Origin of the sequence: Campylobacter sp. RM12642 (assembly GCF_020137635.1) — a bacterium.
GTDB lineage: Bacteria > Campylobacterota > Campylobacteria > Campylobacterales > Campylobacteraceae > Campylobacter_E.
Genome location: NZ_JACGAT010000007.1, coordinates 12,551 through 33,509, shown reverse-complemented (window position 1 = coordinate 33,509; position 20,959 = coordinate 12,551). Strand labels below are relative to the sequence as shown.

At 26.2% G+C, this 20,959-nt stretch carries 24 protein-coding genes; 21 read left to right on the top strand and 3 right to left on the bottom strand.

Annotation, left to right across the window (positions count from 1 at the left end; translation table 11 throughout):
- Positions 1–110 precede the first annotated feature (110 nt).
- From AVBRAN12642_RS04155 to AVBRAN12642_RS04145, 3 genes are all read left to right on the top strand, one after another.
- Positions 111–689 carry a hypothetical protein gene (locus AVBRAN12642_RS04155; protein ID WP_336607990.1) on the top strand — a complete coding sequence of 193 codons (579 nt, stop codon included), beginning with the start codon at positions 111–113 and terminating at the stop codon, positions 687–689.
- Between the two features lie 153 nt (positions 690–842).
- Entirely contained in the window at positions 843–1,373 is a 531-nt protein-coding gene (locus AVBRAN12642_RS04150; protein WP_336607989.1) for a hypothetical protein, read from the top strand.
- 16 nt (positions 1,374–1,389) lie between these two features.
- Positions 1,390–2,130, top strand: a complete 741-nt coding sequence (locus tag AVBRAN12642_RS04145; protein ID WP_336607988.1) for a hypothetical protein — start codon at positions 1,390–1,392, stop codon at positions 2,128–2,130.
- A gap of 27 nt (positions 2,131–2,157) precedes the next feature.
- On the opposite strand, the gene AVBRAN12642_RS04140 is transcribed toward AVBRAN12642_RS04145, so the two are convergent.
- Both AVBRAN12642_RS04140 and AVBRAN12642_RS04135 read right to left on the bottom strand, forming a co-directional pair.
- A complete protein-coding gene (locus AVBRAN12642_RS04140; RefSeq protein WP_336607987.1) occupies positions 2,158–2,691 on the bottom strand; it encodes a hypothetical protein in 534 nt (177 codons plus the stop codon).
- Positions 2,692–2,747: 56 nt separating this feature from the next.
- On the bottom strand, positions 2,748–3,389 hold the full coding sequence (locus AVBRAN12642_RS04135; RefSeq protein ID WP_214117544.1) for a thioredoxin domain-containing protein: 642 nt from the start codon (positions 3,387–3,389) through the stop codon (positions 2,748–2,750).
- A 126-nt stretch (positions 3,390–3,515) separates the two neighbouring features.
- On the opposite strand from AVBRAN12642_RS04135, the gene AVBRAN12642_RS04130 reads away from it, so the two are divergent.
- From AVBRAN12642_RS04130 to AVBRAN12642_RS04105, 6 genes are read left to right on the top strand one after another with little or no spacing between them, the layout of a single operon-like run.
- The gene (locus AVBRAN12642_RS04130; protein WP_214150635.1) at positions 3,516–4,085 is read left to right on the top strand and encodes a hypothetical protein; all 570 of its coding nucleotides are present in this window, start codon (positions 3,516–3,518) and stop codon (positions 4,083–4,085) included.
- Between the two features lie 50 nt (positions 4,086–4,135).
- Positions 4,136–6,073 (top strand): ribosomal protection-like ABC-F family protein, encoded by a 1,938-nt coding sequence (gene abc-f / locus AVBRAN12642_RS04125; RefSeq protein ID WP_336607986.1) that lies wholly within the window; start codon positions 4,136–4,138, stop codon positions 6,071–6,073.
- Positions 6,060–7,247, top strand: a complete 1,188-nt coding sequence (locus tag AVBRAN12642_RS04120) for a M48 family metallopeptidase (RefSeq protein WP_336607985.1) — start codon at positions 6,060–6,062, stop codon at positions 7,245–7,247. Before abc-f ends, AVBRAN12642_RS04120 begins: the two co-directional genes overlap by 14 nt.
- Positions 7,231–8,034 (top strand): HemK/PrmC family methyltransferase, encoded by an 804-nt coding sequence (locus AVBRAN12642_RS04115; protein WP_336607984.1) that lies wholly within the window; start codon positions 7,231–7,233, stop codon positions 8,032–8,034. The genes AVBRAN12642_RS04120 and AVBRAN12642_RS04115 overlap by 17 nt, the downstream gene beginning before the upstream one ends.
- Complete coding sequence (locus AVBRAN12642_RS04110; protein ID WP_336607983.1) at positions 8,021–8,458, top strand: DUF4149 domain-containing protein; 438 nt, start codon at positions 8,021–8,023, stop codon at positions 8,456–8,458. The genes AVBRAN12642_RS04115 and AVBRAN12642_RS04110 overlap by 14 nt, the downstream gene beginning before the upstream one ends.
- Before the next feature lie 33 nt (positions 8,459–8,491).
- On the top strand, positions 8,492–8,878 hold the full coding sequence (locus AVBRAN12642_RS04105; RefSeq protein WP_336607131.1) for a hypothetical protein: 387 nt from the start codon (positions 8,492–8,494) through the stop codon (positions 8,876–8,878).
- Between the two features lie 20 nt (positions 8,879–8,898).
- Here the strand turns inward: AVBRAN12642_RS04105 and AVBRAN12642_RS04100 are convergent, their stop codons facing one another.
- Positions 8,899–9,300 (bottom strand): hypothetical protein, encoded by a 402-nt coding sequence (locus AVBRAN12642_RS04100; RefSeq protein WP_336607982.1) that lies wholly within the window; start codon positions 9,298–9,300, stop codon positions 8,899–8,901.
- A gap of 56 nt (positions 9,301–9,356) precedes the next feature.
- Between AVBRAN12642_RS04100 and mobB the strand changes: the two genes are divergently transcribed.
- The 12 genes from mobB to AVBRAN12642_RS04040 all read left to right on the top strand — a co-directional run bounded on the left by mobB (position 9,357) and on the right by AVBRAN12642_RS04040 (position 20,903).
- Positions 9,357–9,827 (top strand): molybdopterin-guanine dinucleotide biosynthesis protein B, encoded by a 471-nt coding sequence (gene mobB / locus AVBRAN12642_RS04095; RefSeq protein WP_214117536.1) that lies wholly within the window; start codon positions 9,357–9,359, stop codon positions 9,825–9,827.
- Entirely contained in the window at positions 9,827–10,690 is an 864-nt protein-coding gene (locus tag AVBRAN12642_RS04090; protein ID WP_214117535.1) for a class 1 fructose-bisphosphatase, read from the top strand. Before mobB ends, AVBRAN12642_RS04090 begins: the two co-directional genes overlap by 1 nt.
- The gene (locus AVBRAN12642_RS04085; protein WP_214117534.1) at positions 10,677–10,862 is read left to right on the top strand and encodes a hypothetical protein; all 186 of its coding nucleotides are present in this window, start codon (positions 10,677–10,679) and stop codon (positions 10,860–10,862) included. Before AVBRAN12642_RS04090 ends, AVBRAN12642_RS04085 begins: the two co-directional genes overlap by 14 nt.
- An 8-nt stretch (positions 10,863–10,870) precedes the next feature.
- Positions 10,871–12,742 (top strand): methionine--tRNA ligase, encoded by a 1,872-nt coding sequence (gene metG, locus AVBRAN12642_RS04080; RefSeq protein WP_336607981.1) that lies wholly within the window; start codon positions 10,871–10,873, stop codon positions 12,740–12,742.
- Positions 12,743–12,745: 3 nt separating this feature from the next.
- Entirely contained in the window at positions 12,746–13,585 is an 840-nt protein-coding gene (locus tag AVBRAN12642_RS04075; protein ID WP_336607980.1) for a hypothetical protein, read from the top strand.
- Positions 13,582–14,982: a UDP-N-acetylmuramoyl-tripeptide--D-alanyl-D-alanine ligase gene (locus tag AVBRAN12642_RS04070; protein WP_336607979.1), complete on the top strand. Its 1,401-nt coding sequence runs from the start codon at positions 13,582–13,584 to the stop codon at positions 14,980–14,982. The genes AVBRAN12642_RS04075 and AVBRAN12642_RS04070 overlap by 4 nt, the downstream gene beginning before the upstream one ends.
- Positions 14,983–15,092: 110 nt before the next feature.
- Entirely contained in the window at positions 15,093–16,520 is a 1,428-nt protein-coding gene (locus AVBRAN12642_RS04065) for a catalase (protein WP_336607978.1), read from the top strand.
- 1 nt (position 16,521) lies between these two features.
- Positions 16,522–16,986, top strand: coding sequence for an ankyrin repeat domain-containing protein (locus AVBRAN12642_RS04060; protein ID WP_214117529.1), 465 nt, complete (start codon positions 16,522–16,524; stop codon positions 16,984–16,986).
- A gap of 282 nt (positions 16,987–17,268) precedes the next feature.
- Positions 17,269–17,970: a substrate-binding periplasmic protein gene (locus tag AVBRAN12642_RS04055; protein WP_336607977.1), complete on the top strand. Its 702-nt coding sequence runs from the start codon at positions 17,269–17,271 to the stop codon at positions 17,968–17,970.
- Between the two features lie 9 nt (positions 17,971–17,979).
- Positions 17,980–18,675: a transporter substrate-binding domain-containing protein gene (locus tag AVBRAN12642_RS04050; RefSeq protein ID WP_336607976.1), complete on the top strand. Its 696-nt coding sequence runs from the start codon at positions 17,980–17,982 to the stop codon at positions 18,673–18,675.
- Positions 18,676–18,983: 308 nt separating this feature from the next.
- Positions 18,984–19,700, top strand: a complete 717-nt coding sequence (locus AVBRAN12642_RS04045; protein ID WP_214117526.1) for a transporter substrate-binding domain-containing protein — start codon at positions 18,984–18,986, stop codon at positions 19,698–19,700.
- 9 nt (positions 19,701–19,709) lie between these two features.
- Positions 19,710–20,903 (top strand): argininosuccinate synthase, encoded by a 1,194-nt coding sequence (locus tag AVBRAN12642_RS04040; protein WP_336607975.1) that lies wholly within the window; start codon positions 19,710–19,712, stop codon positions 20,901–20,903.
- The last annotated feature ends 56 nt before the right edge of the window (positions 20,904–20,959 follow it).

Sequence of the window (20,959 nt, the reverse complement as noted above, 5' to 3'; positions counted from 1 at the left end):
AGCTTTTTAATGAGAAGATTTTAATATAAAATAAATTATATTAATAAAAATTAGAATTTTAATTGTCTTTTATGTATTTTAAATACTATTCAAGCAAAAAAGGTAAAACTATGAAATGTATTGGTAAAATTTTTAATATTTTAAAACTTATCATAGGTATTTTGAAAAATATTTTTCTTGCTTTATTTATAATTTTTTTTATACATCTTGTATCTTTAATTTATATCAATGTTTGTAATGATATATTATTGCTTTGCACGATAGTTTTTGCTTTTCTTTATTTGTTAATGTCAATGATTATAAGAGATTATAAACCTTCTAAAAAAGTTTTATATATTTTTATTACTTTATCAACTTTGCTAATAATTTCACAATTTTATATAACACATATAAAAGAACCAAATGAATTAATAAAAATGATTATAAGTTCTAATAAAGGGTATTTTACAGATGGAAAGAAAGGCGGATATATCTATGTGATAAAAAATGATTTAGATTTATTTGATTATGTTAATACAAAAATAAGAGATAATACTAAAAAATATTTTGAGGATAGTGGATTTAAACAAATTAAATTTAAAAATAATGTTTATTCTTGCAAGAAGATTATAAAAGGTCAATATTATGATATAACATTCGTTAGTAATGAAACAGACAATGGTATTGTGATGAAAGATATTGTAATATAATACGAGCCATTTCTTGGAATAGAATATATACAAGATTTATTTTAATAAAAAAGGAAAGTAATGAAAAACTATATTAATATGCTAATATCTTGAGTTATTATTAATTTAAATAGCAAGGATAAAGCTTTAATAGATTTTGATTATTTTAAAGCTATGTTTTTTCCATTTTCTTATTTGAAGATTAGTATTTATAGATTTTTATTATTCTTGTTTTATTTATCACTTTATTATTCTGTTGATTTAGGGCTTTTAACTAAAGCATTTTCACATAACTCAAATGATAGCTATATATTTTTCAACATAATTTTTACAATTATTCATTTTTTATTACTGCCTTATATGTGGTTTTTTGCTAGTTTTAAAAATAAAATTTCACATAAAATCAATATTGAATATGCGTATATAAGTTTGATTTTTATTGTTGCATTATTGTATCTTTTTTATAATATTTTTCCTAGTTTTAGCTTATTAGTTATATCTTTAATAATACATATTGTGTGTTATTTTTTTAGAGTTAAGACAATTTATTTATTCTTTTTAACTATTGCTATTTTTATTACTTACTATCAACAATTTTATAAAATATTTTTAGAAGAAGATATTTTAAATATTAATTTATTTTATATGTATTTAGCTCTTGCAATAAATTATATTTACAATAAATTTATTTCAAAACTAAAATAATATAATGCGAGAAAATATGGCTTTTAAAAATGATTTTATTGTATTTATAAAAAATATACTTTTTTATCTAGCTTGGTTTTTCTTTTTCGTAGCTTTAGCTTTGTTTTATTTAATCTATATAAATCCATTGAGTTTTAATAATCACTTAGATTTTATAATTTATTTGATAATTTCAAGCCTATCTTTTATGCTTTATTACATAATTTCTAAAAGGCTAAAAAACTTTGAAATATATTTAAAAGATAGATTTTTTAGTATTTTAAAATATTTTTCATTTTATATAATGTTTATTGCCTTAGCTAATGCTTTATTTAATCTTTATGTAAAAAATGATTTTATTTTAGACATTATTTATGCGATTTTATTTTTCATAATTTATAAATTAGTTGGTAAAAATACAATTAAATACCAAGCACTTGTTTTAGCTATCTTGCTAGTATTTTGCGCCTATAAATATTATGATTGTTTTTTAAAACTGCCAAATGAACTTGTAATGCAGATTATAAAGGCTAAAACGATTAATTTTGATGATTATTTTTTATTAGATGATATTAATTTAATCAATGCACTTAATAAAAACATAAAGGATAAAAGCCCTTATGAAGTTTATGAATATTTTAAAGAATTTAAAATGCTAAGGTGTTATAAAAACGCTAATATTTGTTATAAAAATATAGTGTTTGGCAAGACTATTTTCATAGCTTTAATTTATAAAGATAAAGTAATCCAAGAAATTCATTATAAGGTATATAAGTAGGATTTGCTTATTTTGTGTAAAGTAGATTTATTTTCTATCTGCTTTATAATATATTTTATTTATTTGATTATCTTGCAATTTTATTGCTATATCAATTGGGTTTTTATAAATAGTATCTTGAAAATACAGCATATTATTTTTCTCATTTTTTCTAAATCCATACTCTTTTAGATATTTAAGAATTTCATCATTGTTTTTATCTAGTAATACAGCGTTGAGTTCTTTTGTAGTAACTTCATTTATTATGCAATATCTTTGATTTTCTAGGCAAGTTTTATTAGCATTTATGATTTTTGTTATTAAATCATTTGGCTCTTTTATAAAAAATTCATAGTATTTATAAGCAGATACTAAAGCTAAAATTATTAAAAAGTATTTATTAAATTTAATCTCATCTAATCTCTTTTTAATACTTCCATAAATAGCAGAAAGCAAAATTGCAGATATAAAATAATAAGCAAAATTAAAGCCCATAAAAAGCTCAATCAAACCAACAACTACGCATAACCAAGATAAATAATAAGATAAATATTGTAAGAGTTTTATAATTTTATGCAACATTTCACTACTTCATAATGCAAGTATTATAAATATTTAGGATTTACCTAAGTAAATCCTTATTTTTTAGATAGTTCGTTTATCATATCTATAAGCATTTGTGGAGATTTTGCATAAGCTAAATTGATTACATATTTTCCATTTACAATAAAAGTTGGAGTTCCGTAAGTATTAGCAATTTCATTTGCAATATCAGTTGAGCTTAATAAATATTTTCCTTCAGGGCTTTGTAAGAAGCTTTCTAATTTTTTCTTTGAAATTCCAAGAATACTTAGACCAGATTTATAAAATTCATCAGGATTATTATTCCAAGTTGATTTATTTTTAAACATTTCAACAAAATAAACGCTACTAATTTTATCATATAGGCTATTTTTATCAATCAAGCTAATTTTATTTTTTTCATCTTGATAATGTGCGTATGCAAGTAAATTAGCCATTTCTTGACCAAATTTTCCCCAAGTTTTTACCATCATTAATCTAATATCTAAATCTTTTAATTGCTCTTTTATTAGTCCTAAAGTATTGTGATTGTGGTGTAAATAACAATGCGAGCATTGATAAGACCATATTTCTGTTAAAGAATTATCAGAATTTGGGATTGGATTTTCAAGCACATTGTATTCTACACCTTCACTTAAGGCAAATAAGTTTGAACTAACAAGCAACACTAAAGCTAACTTTTTAATTTGTTTTAACATTTTTTCTCCTTAAAAAAATTGCATAAATATATAAAATTTTAATTAATAAAAATTTTCTATTAGAAATGATAATGATTAACAAAATATCGTATAATAATGGTTCAATTTAAAAAAAAGGATAAAAAAATGAAAAAGATATTTTCTTCAATCATCGCTACTGCGATTTTAGGCTCAAGTGCTTATGCAATTACTATTGATGAAGCTAGTGTAAAAGCTCATTTTACTGGTTTTAAAATGGAAAAAAAATTAGGTGTTCCTGGTGTTATTGATGATGCTAAATTTGAATTTAGCAAAACAAGTGGCTCTGTTGTAGATATTTTAAATGGAACTAAAGCAAGTATGGATTTTGCTAACGAAAATACAAAAGATAAAATTCGTGAAAACAATATCCATAGAACTTATATTGCAAATTTAAAAAATAGTAAAATTGAAGCTAGTTTAAAAGATGTAAAAGGTGATGAAACAAGTGGTAGTGCTACAGGTGTAATCACATTTAATGATATTACAAAAGAAATTCCAATGACTTATAGCGTAGCTGATGGTAAATTAGTTGTAAAAGGAGTAATTAATATGAATACTGATTTTAATACAACTGAAGCATTCACAGCACTTTCAACTGATAAACAAATCTCAGCACTTCACGGAAAGAAAACTCACGAAGAAGTTGAAATTTATTTTGATGTAGATGTTAAATAATCTTTAAAGGCTAGAATACTAGCCTTTAAAAAACTTAAGGATTATTTAAATTGATTTTAATAGATTGTATTGATATTGATAAAGCTTACGGCGAAAAAGTTATTTTAAAAAATGTAAATTTTAGTATAAACGATGGCGAAAAAATCGCAATAATAGGTAAAAACGGGCAGGGCAAATCTACATTTTTAAAAATAATTACTAAAGAAATAGAGCCTGATAATGGTAGGGTTTTGATTAATTCAAGTATAAATTTTTCTATGCTTTCTCAAAGCATTAATATAGATTATAATCTTAGCGTAGATGAATATATTAAATTAGAATTAGGCGATATTTTTAATGCTTTAAGCGAATATAATGAGATTAATTCTAAACTATCAACTAATCCAAATGATAAAGAATTATTACAAAAACAACAAATTTTATTTGATTTAATAGAGAGCAAGGACGCTTGGAGTATTGATAGTAAAATAAATAGAGCTTTAAAAGAATTTGAATTAAGTAGTTTTATAAATAGAAATCTAGCAAGTCTTAGTGGTGGGGAATTAAGAAGATTAAGCCTTGCTTGTATGCTGCTTAAATCTCCTGATGTTTTGATTTTAGATGAGCCTACGAACCACTTAGATGTAACTATGTGTAAATACCTTGAAGATATGTTAAAAGCTAGTAAAAAATGTGTTATTTTTATAAGTCACGATAGATATTTTATAGACAATATTGCAAGTAAATGCGTAGAAATAGAAGATGCAAAATTAAGAGAATTTGAAGGTGGGTATTCAAATTATTTACAAGCTAAGGCAAGATTACTAGAAAGCCTTAATAAAAGCTATGAAACTTTAGTAAAACAATTAAAAAGCGAAGAAGAATGGCTGCGTCGTGGGGTAAAAGCAAGGCTTAAGCGAAATGAAGGCAGAAAAGAGCGTATTTTTAAAATGCGTGAAGAGGCTAAAAAAAATCCTAGTATTTTGAATAGGCTAAGAGTTGAGCTTGCCCGTGCAAGTGATATAAAATCAAATCCACTAATAGCAAATAAGAAAAAAATGCTTTTTGAATTACACGATATTAGCCTAACGCTAGGCGAAAAATTATTATTTAAGCCATTTAATGCAAGGATTTTGCAAGGTGAAAAAATAGCAATTGTAGGCAAAAACGGCTGTGGAAAATCTAGCTTTTTACAAATTCTACTTGAAAAACTTCGCCCTAGCAGTGGTTTTATTAAAAAAGGTGAGATAAATATAGGATATTTTGACCAGAAAAAAAGTGATTTAAAAGATGATGAAACTTTGATTGAGTATTTTTGTCCAAATGGCGGTGATACTATCAATGTGAAAGGCTCTAATATGCATGTATATGGATATTTAAAGCATTTTTTATTTCCTAAAGAACAACTTACTTATAAAATTGGCTCACTTAGTGGTGGCGAAAAAAGTAGGGTGGCTTTAGCAAAACTTTTTACAAAAGATTATGAAGTATTAATTTTAGATGAGCCTACTAATGATTTAGATATTGCTACAATTAATATTTTAGAGCAGTATTTAATGGATTTTAAAGGTGCTTTGATATTTGTAAGTCATGATAGATATTTTACAGATAGACTTGCTACTAAGCTTTTTGCCTTTTCAAATCAATCAATTGAAATTGAAACTATGAAATTTAGTGAACTTTTAGAATTAAACGATGAATTAAGCGAGTTAAATAGTGAAATAGAAAATGATAAAGAAAAACCAGTAAAAGTTGAGCGTAAAAAAAGCGTAAAATTAAGCTATAAACAAAATAAAATCCTAGAAGAACACCCAGTTAAGATTGAAGAGACTGAAAAAGAAATTAGATTATTAAATGAATACTTAAGCGACCCTGCAAAATATGAAAAATATGGGATATTAGCTCTTAATGAAAGACTTGAGAATTTAAATCAAGAATTAGAGCTTTTAGAAAATGAGTATTACGAAGTTTTAGAACTTACAGAAAGGTTAGAAAATGTTGATAATTAGTATAATTAGTGTAATTTTTGTGATTGAAACAATACTTAAATTACTTGAAATAAATCATATTAAAACAAAAACAAATAAAGGTTTTTTAAGTGATGAGCAATTTATAGAATTTAAAAATATAGCCATAGTTGAGCATAAATTTTCAATACTAAATAATTTTTTAGCACTTATTTTAAATTGCGTATTTATATTGGTGTTATTTAATGTATTAAAGGTTCATTTTGAGCCCAATTCACTGCTTGATAATACTATTTTAGTTTTATTGTATTTTATTATAAATTCTTGCATTCTAACTTGCTTAGATTATTATAAAACTATGGTTGTTGATACCAAGCACGGCTTTAATAAAAAAACTCCTAAAATGTATTTTAAAGACCTTTTAAAATCATTAATCTTATTAGTAATTATAGGTGGAGCTTTAGTTTATATTTTGCTTTTTGCTATTGCTAAATTAGGCGAGTTTTGGTGGATAGGTGGCTTTGTTATTTTATTTATTTTTAGTCTTTTAGCTATGGTTATTTATCCTAATTTTATAGTTCCATTGTTTAATAAGTTAAGCCCTGTAGAAGGTGAATTAAGAGATGATATTGCAAAATTATTAGATGAATGTGGCTTTAAAAGTAATGGGGTATTTAGTATGGACGCTAGTAAAAATGATACTAGACTTAATGCTTATTTTGCGGGTATGTTTGGAGCAAAAAAAGTAGTTCTTTATGATACTTTAATCAATGCTATGAGTAAAGATGAATTAATTGCCGTATTAGCTCACGAATTAGGGCATTTTAAACATAAAGATATTTTAAAAATGCTTTTTATAAGTGGTTTAAATCTATTAATTACCTTTGCATTTTTTGGATATTTTTCAAGTTTTTTTGAAAATCAATTTAATTTAGAAGGCTTTGTATCTAGCCCGTTGTTTGCTTTTATTATGGTAGGCTCGGCAATTTCGTTTATTTTAAGTCCTATTTTAAATTCTATTTCAAGAAAAAATGAATTTAGTGCAGATAAACATGGGGCAATAAAAACTAGCAAAAACGATATGATAAGTGCTTTAAAGGTATTAGCTATTCATAATAAAGCCTTGCTAGACCATAACGCTATTTATGAAATGATTTGTAAAACTCATCCGAGTTTAAGTAGAAGAATAAGTGCATTAAATGATAGCCACATTTAACGAATTAAAAGCCCTAAGCAATGAAGTAATTGCAAGACAGATTATAATGGAGTATTTTTCATATTCAATGCTTGAGTATTCAGTTGCAAGGGCAAATGTGATAAATCCAAGCGATAAAATTAAACTCTTAAAGATTGCAAACGAATACAAAAACGGCACTCCATTGCAATACATATTCTCAAAAACTTACATAAAAGATTTAGAATTTAAATGTGCTAAAGGAGTGTTAATTCCTAGAAATGATACTGAAATACTAATAGATTTAGCAATAAATCTAATAAATCAAAATAACATAAAAAATATTTTTGAAATAGGTTTTGGAAGTGGGATTGTTAGTATATTTTTAAAATTATTTACAAAAGCAAATATTAAAGCCTGTGATATAAACAAATTAGCCTTAAAACTAGCCAATGAAAATGCTAAATTGCATAATGTAAATTGTGATTTTTTTATTAGCGATTTTATGAAAGTTAATTTTAAAGACTATGAACTAATTATCTCAAATCCTCCATATATTAGCACCGAATATAATTTAGATAAATCAGTATTAAAAGAGCCTAAAACAGCGCTTTTTGGTGGTAAAAAAGGATATGAGATATTATTTAAAATAATTGATAAATGTTATTTAGAAAATGTGAGATTTTTAATGTGCGAATTTGGATATGATCAAAAAGAAATCCTAAATGATTATCTAAAAGAAAAGAATTTTAAGGCTAGTTTTTATAAAGATTTAAATGGTTTTGATAGAGTTTTTATAGCAGAAAGGTTAGATTATGAAAAAAATTAATGATTTTTTATTAGCTGGAATAATTTTTGTAGAATTATTCATAGGAATTGTTGTTGCTCCTATTATTTTTTATCCTAGTGCAATTATTGGAGATGGGATTTTAAGTCACTTTCAAAGCGGACTTTTGATGACACAAGTGTTTGTAAAATTTAATTATTTGTTACTTTTCGTAAGCTTTTTTAATATTATTTATGAAAGTATTTCAAATAAATTATTTAGTTTAAAGCCAATTTTAAGCCTAATAATTTTGATTTTAGCCTTAGTATTTGTATTTTATTATACAGCTAATGTGCTTGATATGCAGGTTTTAGGCGTTACTGATAGTAAAGATTTTAATGATAATCATAAGCAAAGTGAAATGATTTTTAAAGTTATAGTTATTTTGCAATTAATATTATTTTTTACTAAGAAAAAAGAAAAATAGGCTATAATCGGCAAAATTTAAAAGGAGTTTAGTATGCAAATTAACAATAACATACAAAGCAATGTCTTAATGGCTCAAAATAAAGCTACTCAAAAAGTTGAAGATACTTCGGTAGAACAATTAAATGAGAAAAAAGTAAGTGAAGAAAAATTAAGCGAGAAAAAATATCAAGAAATCAGCACTCAACAAGATGAAATGATTTCAAAAATTCAAAATAATAATACAAATAAAGTTGATTTGAAAAATGATTTAGAAAAAATAGAAAATAGTTTAAAAACAGCAAATAACAATAACGATAGATTTAAAAATGAAGATTTTTCTAAATTAAACGCTAATTTTTTAAAGCAAAATGAAGAAAGTTTTAAAAACGCTCAACAAGTTAATTTTAACCAAACTCAAATAGCATCATTATTAGCGTAATTTTAAGGGTTTTTTAGCCCTTAAAATTGATATTCAAGAGATTTTGAAATTCTTTGTATTTTAGCGCTTCTTGTTTCTTCATTATTTAAGGTAATTTCCATATCAATATTTGTCTTTTTACTAGCAGTATTTATTATTTTGTAAAAATATAAAAAATTATTTTTATAAGGCAAATTAAATTCATTTTTTGGCAGTTTTAAAAATTGAACCAAATACCCTTCAATTATTATATGTTCAATTTCATTTTTACTAGCAATCACAAAATAATCGTTATTATCCTTAACTCCTAAATAGCTAATAATGCAATCATTTACATAATAAGACCTTAACATTATTTCTTCTTTTGAATTATAAAATTCATCATTTTGCTTAACACAAGCTGTAAAACATATCAAAATTACTAAAAATAAAGCTTTTTTCATTACTTCTCTTTCGTTTAATTTATAAATTTATAATTTTTAATAAAAAAGGTTAATCAATGAAAAAAGCATTCGCATTTACTGGCCCATCAAATTCGGGCAAAACTACACTAATTTGTAAAATTTCAGAGCATTTACAAAAGCTTGGCTTAAAGGTAGCAATAATTAAGCACGACCCAAAAGATAAAGCAGTATTTGATACGAATGGTAAAGATAGTTTTAAATTCTATCAAACGGGTGCTGAAGTTGCAGTTTTAAGCCCTGTAAAAACCACTATTTTTTATCACGAAAGCTTAGAAATAGAGCAGATAATAAAGCAATTTAGTGCTGATATTGTTTTAGTTGAAGGACTTAAAAGTTTGCCTTTACCAAGATTATGTGTGTTTTGCAAAGAAGTTGATGAGAGTTATTTAGAATATTCTTTAGCATTAGCTAGTTATTCTAATAAAGATTATGGTTTAAAGCAATTTAATTTAGATGATATTGCTAGTATTAGTGAATTTGTTTTGAATAATGCTAAGGAGATTTAATGCAAGAAATAATAGAAGCTATAAAACAAAGCGTTTTAAAGATTAAGCAAAGCTTTGATAACCCTGAATATGGCTATACAGAATTAAGCAATGCTAGCGGGGATTTACAATTAAAACAAGATGTATTAAGCGATATGATAATTACAAACGAGCTTAGTAAAATTGGCTCAATTAAAGCAATTATCAGTGAAGAAAAAGAAAATCCGCAATTTTTATACGATGATGCAAAATATATAGTTGCATATGACCCACTTGATGGCTCTTCTTTATTTGATGTTAATTTTGCAGTAGGGAGTATATTTGCTATCTATGAAAATACTGCAGAGCCTAATAGTTTAAAAGCAGCTATTTATTCAATTTATGGTCCTAGAACCCAATTAGTAGTTTGTATAAATGAGCCAAAATTATATGAATACGATGGAAAAGAATTTAAATTCTTAAAAGATTTAAAACTAAATGAAAAAGGTAAATTAAACGCAACAGGCGGAACTCAAAAAGATTGGAGCAAGGCTCATAAAGCAATGATTGATAAAATATTTAGTGATGGATACCGCTTAAGATATAGCGGTGCTATGGTTAGTGATTTACATCAGATTTTAATAAAGGGTGGTGGATTATTTTCATATCCAAATACAAGCGAAGCTACATTAAATGATGGTAAATTAGGAAAACTTAGGGCTTTATTTGAAGTATTTCCTTTCGCTTATATTTACGAAAAAGCTGGTGGATTTTCAAGTGATGGGATAAAAGGCTCTAAAGGATATGAGAGTTTACTTAATTTAAAATTTAGCACAATTCACGCAAGCACACCTTGTTATCTTGGTTCAATCAGTGAAAAGGCATATTTAGATGAATATTTATGAGAGTAATTTGCAAATTGCTAAAAAAAATTTGCAAGATTGCCAACAAAAAACACAAAATAAATTATCTTGTATAGATTGTGAAAAGCTCTGTGAGTGCGATATAAGAAATGCTTTTGTAAAGGCTACTTATGAAAATATGTCGCAAGGTGCTTCACAAGATTTTAATTTTTAAGGATTTAGATGAAAACATATATTACAACTCCAATTTATTATGTAAATGACAAAGCTCATATAGGTCACGCATATACCACTATAATTGCTGATACGCTTGCTAGATTTGCTAGACTTAAAGGAGATGAGACTTTCTTTTTAACAGGCACTGATGAGCATGGTCAAAAAATAGAAGAAAGCGCTATCAAAAACAATGAAAGTCCAAAAGCTTATGCTGATAAAGTTAGTAAAAGTTTTAAAGATTTGTGGGCTGAACTTGAAATTAGTAATGATTATTTTATTAGAACAACTGATGAAAATCATAAAAATTGCGTTCGTAAGATTTTTTTAAAAATGTATGAAAAAGGCGATATTTATAAAGATGAATACGAAGGTCATTATTGTGTATCTTGCGAGACTTTTCATACAAAAACTCAATTACTTGATAATGATAAATGTCCTGATTGTAAAAAGCCTACTAGAATTTTAAAAGAAGAAAGCTATTTTTTTAGATTAAGCAAATACCAAGATAGATTATTAAAATGGTATGAAGATAATCCTACTTGCATTATGCCAGCTAGCAAAAAAAACGAAGTAATAGCATTCGTAAAACAAGGCTTAAGGGATTTATCTGTAACTAGAACTAGCTTTTCTTGGGGTATAAAAATACCTGATGAATTAAATGATAGTAAGCATATAGTTTATGTATGGCTTGATGCCTTGAGTAATTATTTGAGTGCTTTAGGGTATTTAGATAATAATGAAAAAATGTCTTTTTGGCCTGCAAATATTCAATTAGTTGGTAAAGATATTTTAAAATTCCACGCAATTTATTGGCCTTGTTTTTTAATGAGCCTTGATTTAGAGTTGCCTAAAATGATAGGAGCGCACGGCTGGTGGACGGTTGAAGGCGAAAAAATGAGTAAAAGTGTAGGAAATGTAATAAATCCTATTGATGTTAAAAATGAATTTGGCAATGAGCCTTTAAGATATTTTTTATTATCTCAAATGCCTTTTGGAAATGATGGAGATTTTAGCAAACTTGCAATGGTTAATAAAATAAATGCTGAATTAGTAAATGAATTAGGTAATTTATTAAGCAGAAGCATATCAATGGCTAAAAAATATTTTGATTTAAAAGTGGAATTTGAATCAGGATTTAGTGAAGAATTAAATAAGGCAAATGAATATTTTAAAGCAAGTATAAATGCTATAAATGAGCTTAGAATGAATGAATATATAAGCGAAATTATGAAAGCTTTAAGTATAGCAAATGCAATGGTTTCAAAATATGAGCCTTGGACTATGATGAAAAACAACGAAAGCAAACAAACTCAAAGCTTATTAGCGGTAATTTTTAACATTTTAAAAAATGCTAGTATTTTATTAAGTCCTGTTATGCCAAAAGCTAGTGCAAAAATAGCTAATGCTTTAGGAGTAAATATTGATACTAAAACATATAACGATATGTTTAATTTACAAAAAGAATTTAATTTAAACGAATGCGAACATTTATTCTCAAGAGTTGAACTTAAAATTGAAAGCAAAGAAGAAGTAAAAAAAGAATTAAAAGAGCCAAAAATCAAAATTGATGATTTTGCAAAAATCAAAATGCAAGTAGCAACCGTCTTAGAATGTGAAAATATAGAAGGTAGTGAGAAATTATTAAAATTCCAACTTGATTTAGGAACTGAAAAAAGACAAGTTTTAAGTGGAATTGCGAAATATTATAATGCTAAAGATTTAGTTGGCAAACAAATTATTTTACTTGCTAATTTAGAGAGTAGAAAAGTATTTAAGCATTTAAGTGAAGGTATGATTTTAAGTGCTAAAAATTCAGATGAAAGCTTAGTTTTATTAACACCACTTACTAAATGTGAAAATGGTGCAGTGATTGGATAAAAATTGGAAATAACTAATTTTTCAGAATTAATTAATGCAAAAATTATTAATAAGCCTAGTGTTTCTAGGCTTAAAGATTTTTGCCTTAATTTAAATAGCGTTACTAATGCTAGTGCGTTTTTTACTGATGAACAAGTATTGGCAAATGAAGCTATTAAAAAAGGTGCTTATGCAATAATTAGCACTAAGGATTTATCAATTAGTGATAAAGAAGTAGCATTTTTAAAAATAAATGATTTTGAATTTGCTTTAACAAGATTGCTTGCGTTTTATTCAATTGATAAAAGGGTGGTTTTATTAGATGAATTAAGCATAGAATGTTTAAATAGGCTAAATATTACTACTTTAAAAAATGACTTATTTTATGATTTTGAAAATATTTTAAAAAATAATTTAATCTTTTGCTCAAGCAAGGAATATTTAGATAAATTAAGCTTAAGCTATGAAAATGTAAAGTATTCTTATGAAATTATTAAACGCTCTAGTTTTTTTTATCAAGATTTAATATTAAATGATGAGTATTATTACAATGTTTTTATACCTATAATATTTACAGAACAATTTGCAAAAATCAATGTATTTAAAGAACTAAATATCAATTATTCAAATCTTAAATTATTAGATTTTATATTTTTAAATGACAATAATGAAATAGTCAAAATGAGCGAAGGCTCTAAAGTTGTGTTTTTTGAAAATAACGAATTAATCATTAGCGAAATCAAAAAACATTTAAATTTATTTGAAATCACTGAAATAAAAAATCATACTTATATGTTATATAAAGGCGATAAAAATAAATTTATTAATGAATTAAATGTATTTAACGAAGGGTTATTTTTATGATTTATATAGTTTCTTTTGCGTTTTCTTTTTTGATGCTTTATTATTTAGCTTTAGTATTGCAGTTAAATAATTATAAATTTAAAAGAGTTTTATTTAATTTTTCTAAAAAGCGTTGGCATTTTTATTATCTAATAGCACCTTTTTTACTCTATGTAATTACTTGTGATATTAATCATTTTTTAGCCTTAGGAGTAGCTATAATTTATCTTTTAGCTTTAATTTTTTTAGCAAAAAATATTGATAAACCTTTAGTATTTACAGCTAGGATTAAGAGATTATTTTTATTTAATTTATTAGGTGCTTTTGTATTTACCCCAATTCATTTTTATTACAAACTTGACCCACATACCTTAGATATTATAATTTTTGCATTTTTACTTTCGTATATTTGTGAGTATTTTGTAAATAAGAGTTTTTACAATAAAGCTTATAATAAAATAAGCAATTTAAAAGATTGTAAAGTAGTATTAATCACTGCAAGTTATGGCAAAACAAGTATCAAACATTACCTAGCTAGTATTACTAAAAACTATTTTAAAATTCATTATGCTAAAGGTAGTATCAACACTCTTTTAGGACTTATTAAAGATATTAATGAAAACCTAGACCCAAATACAAATTTATTAATAATAGAAGCAGGTGCTAGAAAAAAGGGCGATATAGAAGAAATCACAAAATTAGTCCGCCCTCATTATGTAATAATAGGACAAATTGGCACAGCTCATTTAGAATATTTTAAAAATATAGAAAATACTAAAGAAGTTAAAAAAGAAGCCCTAAAAAGCACTAGATTAGAATTAGCAATTACTCATAGTAGTGTAGGGGAGAGCTTTAGCTATGATAGTGCTTTAAGTGAGATAAAAGCTAGTTTAGATGGGCTTAGTTTTAAATGCAATGATGAAAAGTATTTTGCTAATTTATTAGGTAGTTTTAATGCTAGTAATTTATGTGCTTGTATTTACCTAGCTAAGGCTTTAGGTTTAAATTACGAGCAAATTAGCAAAGAAATAGCTAATTTAAAAGCTACAGAACATAGATTACAAATCATCTCTCGTGAGCCAAAATTTATAATTGATGATGGATTTAATGGTAATTATGATGGTATGAGTGATAGCTATAGAATAATTAAAGATTATAACTTAGGTAAAAAAGTCTTAGTTAGTCCAGGCATAATTGAAGCAAGTGAAGAGTTAAACAAAAAACTATGCGAAGTAATTAATGAATGTTTTGATTTAGCAATTATTACAAGCGAGACTAATGCTAGAATATATGATGAGAAATTAAAAATTAAAAAAATCATTCTAAAAGATAAAGCAAAATTAATTGAAACTTTAGCTAATGAAACTAAAGAAAAGGATTTAATAATATTCTCAAATGACGCTCCTAATTTCATATAAAATAGAATAAAATTATTAGCTAAAAAATTTTTTAGATAATAATTTTTATTATTTACCAATTATTATCCTATGTTATTTATTATTACTTCACATTTTTAAAAGGAGATATAATGAAACAATTAACAACGGATTTTGGTAACCCAATAGGTTCAAATCAAAACTCACTTAGTGCAGGTGCAATGGGACCGCTTTTAATGCAAGATTATCAATTGATTGAAAAACTTGCTCATCAAAATAGAGAAAGAATTCCAGAGCGTGCAGTTCATGCAAAAGGAAGTGGAGCTTATGGAGAATTAAGAATAACACAAGATATTAGCAAATATACAAAAGCAAAAGTTTTTGCTAAGGGTGAAGTTACTCCACTTTTCTTACGCTTTTCAACAGTTGCAGGTGAAGCAGGTGCAGCTGATGCTGAAAGGGATGTTCGTGGCTTTGCAATTAAGTTTTACACAAAAGAAGGTATTTGGGATTTAGTAGGTAATAATACTCCTACATTTTTCTTAAGAGATGCTTACAAATTCCCTGATTTTATTCATACTCAAAAAAGAGACCCAAGAACTCATTTAAGAAGCAATAATGCTGCGTGGGATTTTTGGACTTTAACTCCTGAAGCACTACATCAAGTAACAATTCTTATGAGTGATAGAGGAATTCCTGCATCATATCGCCATATGAATGGATATGGTTCTCATACTTATTCATTTATTAATGATAAAAATGAAAGATTTTGGGTTAAATTTCACTTTAAAACCAAACAAGGAATTAAGTGCTTAACAAATGAAGAAGCAGAAAAAATCATAGCAAAAGATAGAGAATCTCATCAAAGAGATTTATACGAGAATATTGAAAAAGGAAATTTCCCTGTTTGGAGCGTAAAAGTTCAAATCCTTGCAGAAAACGAAGTTGAAAAACTTGGATTTAATCCATTTGATTTAACAAAAGTATGGCCTCATAGCATTGTTCCGTTAATTGAAGTTGGAGAAATGATATTAAATCGCAATCCACAAAATTACTTTAATGAAGTAGAGCAAGCTGCATTTAGCCCAAGCAATATTGTTCCAGGTATAAGCTTTAGCCCTGATAAAATGCTTCAAGCTAGAATTTTTAGCTATCCTGACGCACAAAGATACAGAATTGGTGCAAACTATCATCAATTACCTGTAAATAGAGCTAGAAATGAAGTTAGCACATATAATGTTGCAGGTGCTATGAATTTTGGTATAGGTGATAATTTATCTAATGGTGCTTATTATGAGCCAAATACTTTAGGTGGTGCAAGTGAAAATGCTAAATATCTTGAGCCTGATTTGGCAATAGGTAGTAGTGCAGCTAGATATGCTCCGCTTGATAATGATTTTTATACACAACCAAGAAATCTATTTAATATCTTACCTGCTGATGAAAAAGAAAGACTATATAAAAATCTAGCAGCAAGTTTTGATGGTGTAAAAGATGAAATCATTGCAAAAGCTCTAGCACATTTTGAAAAAATTAGCCCTGAATATGCAAATGGCGTAAGAAAAGCTTTAGGAAAATAAAATGCAATTAAGTAGTGCCGAATTAGCAAGATACGATGAATTATGTAAAATGGCGTTGGATTTTGCAAGAAATAACGATTACAACACTCTCCTTAACATGATAAAGGCAGGATTTAATGTTGATTTTAAAGACCATCGTGGAAACACACTTTTAATGTTGGCTTGTTATAACGGCTCTTACGAATGCGCTCAAATGCTTATTAGCAATGGTGCAAATGTTGATATGAAAAATGATAAAGGTCAAACTCCACTAGCTGGAGTTTGCTTTAAAGGTTATTTAAATATCGTAAAACTGCTAGTAGAAAATGGAGCGAATATTGATGAAAACAATGGTTTAGGAATGACTCCTTACACATTTGCTTTAATGTTTGGAAGAACTGAAATTGCTGAATATTTAGCTTCGCAAAAATCTAGTATATTAAAAAAATTAACGTTAAAACTCTTAAAACTCTTCAAAAAAGTATAAAATTTAAAGCAAATAATATTTTTTATAAATAATTAATATTATTTGCTATTTTATGATATATTTTGCAAAAAATTTTAAAGGAGATAAAATGTTAAATTGTAACAATCTAAATTCTTTTGTATTATTAACTAAAGCCCATTGACCCTTACTCTTATTTTTTAATTTCCCAATTTTTATTATTGTTTATTTTTTTTAGTTTTTTATTTTTAGCATTTTAAGCTTTATAGCTTTATTTTATTTGCTTGAAAATAAATTTGTTTTATTGTTTTTAAAGGAAAAATTATGAAAAAATTTATTATTTTATTAGCATTTGTAATGCAAATTTTCGCACAAGATTTGATTAAAGTTGGAATTGACCCAGCATATGCACCATTTGGATATATGAAAGATGGTAAAGCATATGGATTTGATATAGATTTAGTAAATGAAATGGCTAAAATATTGGATATTAAAGTGGAATTTGTTCCTATGGATTTTGATGGTTTAATAAGTGGTTTAAAACTTAAAAAAATTGATATGATAGCTTCAGGGCTTAGAAATACACCAGAAAGAGCTAAAAGCGTTGAGTTCAGTGATTTTTACTACATAAGTAGTAATTATTTTTTAAAACAATCTTCAAGAACTGATATTAATGAAATTAATGGACTTACTATAGGAGCACAATTAGGCTCAATTCAAGCTGATATATTAGCTAGATTTAAAGATGTAAAAATATTTTTAAATGCTGATACTTCAAATTTAATCTTAGCATTAGTTGGTGGCAAAATTGATTCTGTTTTAGTAGATAAAACTGTAGCCAAAGGATATTTAAGAAATTATAAAAATTTAGTTGTATTTAAGAAAACTGAAGAAAAAACTGATGGTCTAAGTTTTGCTTTTGCTAAAGGAAATACAAAGTTAAGAGATGAATTTAATAGGGCACTTAAAATTATAAAAGATAGTGGAATTTATGATAATTTAATAAAAAAATATGATATGGAATAAGGAAAAATTATGAAAAAATTAATTATTTTATTAGCATTTGTAATGCAAATTTTCGCACAAGATTTGATTAAAGTTGGTATGTCGCCTGGTTTTGCTCCGTTTGGATATATAAAAGATGAAAAAATCGTTGGCTTTGATATAGATTTAGTAAATGAAATAGCTAAAGTGTTGGATATTAAAGTAGAATTTGTTCCTATGGATTTTGATGCTTTAATGGGCGCTGTTAAATTAGGCAAAATTGATGTGATAGCTTCAGGACTTAGCAATACTCCTGCAAGGGCAAAAAATGTTGAGTTTAGTGATATTTATTACACTGGTTCAAATTGTTTTTTAAGATTAAAATCAAGAACTGATATTAAAGATTTAAATAATTTAGTAGTAGGAGTGCAATTAGGTTCAATTCAAGCTGCAATGCTTAATGAAATTCCTTCGGCAAAACCATTTTTAAATTCTGAAATTTCAAATCTAATCCTAGCATTAGTAAATGGCAAAATAGATGCTGTTATAGTTGATAAATTAGTAGCTAGAGGATATTTAAATACCTATAAAGAAATTGAAATATTTAAAGATATAAAAGAAAAAGGTGGCACTAGCTTTGCATTTGCTAAAGGCAATATTAAATTAAGAGATGATTTTAATAAGGCTTTAGAAATTGTAAAAAGTCAAGGAATTTATGAAAAATTATTAGAAAAATATGAAATGTGATATTTTTTAATATAAATTTTGTTAATTTTGTTACAAATCGTAACGAAATTAACAAAAAAAATAATTTTTTATCATCATTAACAAAAAATATTGATATTATTATTTAAATTATTTTAAAGGAGAAAAAATGCAAAAGAGTGTTGCTAAATTATTTTTAAGACTTCGTTGATGCTTACTACTATTTTTTAATTTCCCAGATTTTATCATTGTTAATTTTTATTATTGTTAGTTTTATCATTGTTATTTAGGTTATTTTAGTTTTTTGCTTTAAGCAATTTAGTTATTTATTTTTATTAAAAGGATTAATTATGAAAAAGTTATTTTTAGGTTTTGCACTAGTTGCACAAATTTTTGCTCAAGATATTTTAAAAGTAGGAACATCTCCAGGTTATGCACCATTTGAATATATGAAAGATGGTAAAATTGTTGGATTTGATATGGATTTAGTGGAAGAAATAGCAAAAATACTAGATATTAAAGTTGAATTTGTTGCTATTGAATTTGATGGTTTAATCAATGCTTTAAAAGCGGGAAAAATTGATGTTATAGCTTCTGGAATGAATGAAACCCCACAAAGAGCAAAAAGTGTTGATTTTTCTAATTCATATTATAACGGGGTAAATTATTATGTTAAATTAAAAGAAAATACTAATATAAATTCTTTAGAAGATTTATCAAAAGGGGCTAAATTAGGAGCTCAATTGGGCACTTTACAAGCTGATGAAGTTAGTAAAATTAAAGGCGTAAAACCATATTTAAATTCTGAATTAATAGTTTTTGTTTTAGCAACCGTTAATAAAAAAATAGATGGTTTTGTATTAGACGCTGCTGTGGCTAAAGGCTATATTAATACCTATCCTGAACTTAGCGTATTTGCTAAAACACCAATTTTAGGTGATGGAGTGAGTTTTGCATTTGCTAAAGGTAATACAAAATTAAAAGATGATTTTAATAATGCATTAAAAATTCTAAAAGACAACGGAACTTATGTAAAATTATTACAAAAATACGATTTAGATAATTAAGGAGAAAGTATGAAAAAAATTGTTTTAGCTTATAGTGGGGGTCTTGATACTTCAGCAATTATTCCTTGGCTTAAAGAAAATTATGATTGTGAAGTGTATGCTTTAGTAGCTGATGTGGGTCAAGATAAAAATGAATTAGTAGATGTTAAACAAAAGGCGTTTAATTCAGGAGCAAAAGATTGTGTGGTAGTTGATTTAAAAGAAGATTTTGTTAAAAACTATATATATCCTACAATTTTAAGCGGGGCATTATATGAAGGCACATATTTACTAGGCACTTCAATGGCAAGACCGGTAATTGCTAAGGCTTTAGTTGATTATGCAATAAGCATTAATGCTGATGCTATCGCACATGGAGCTACAGGAAAAGGAAATGATCAAGTAAGATTTGAATATACTATAAACGCACTAGCACCTAAGTTAGAAGTTATAGCTCCTTGGAGAATTTGGAATATGAAATCAAGAGAAGATTTGCTTGATTTTTTAGCGTTAAAAAATATTAAAACAACTGCGAGTAAAGAAAAAATCTATAGCAAAGATGCAAACGCTTGGCATATTTCAACTGAAGGTGGAGTTTTAGAAGATACTACAACTTTTAATAATGAAGATTGTTTTTGTCTAAGTGTAAATCCAAAAATCGCTCCTAATGAAGCTGAATTAGTAAAATTAAGCATTGAAAAAGGTGTGGTTACAAAGGTAAATGATATTAGTCTAAGTCCTTATGAAGCTTTAAATAAGCTTAATGAAATAGGGGCAAAACACGGAGTTGGTAGGATTGATATTGTAGAAAATAGGCTTGTAGGAATGAAATCAAGGGGATGTTATGAAACACCTGGCGGAACAATTATAAATACTGCTTTAAGAGCGTTAGAACAAATCGTTCTTGATAGAGATAGCTTAAAATTAAGAGCTATGTTAGGACTTGAAATGAGCTATTTAGTGTATGATGGTAAGTGGTTTTGCCCTACAAGAGCTGCTATTAGTGCTGCGATTAATGAATTTAGCAAAGATTTAAATGGAGAAATAATTATAGAATTATATAAAGGCAATTGCAATGCAATGAGTAAAAGCTCTCCTAATAGTCTTTTTGATAAAGATTTTGCAACTTTTAGTGAAGATGAAGTTTATAATCAATTTGATGCAGCAGGATTTATAAGACTATTTAGCTTAAGTGCAAAAATTAGAGCACTAAAAAAATCTTAATTTAATATTTTAGGTCTTTTCATTAAGACCTAAAATTATTCTATTTCTATATTTAC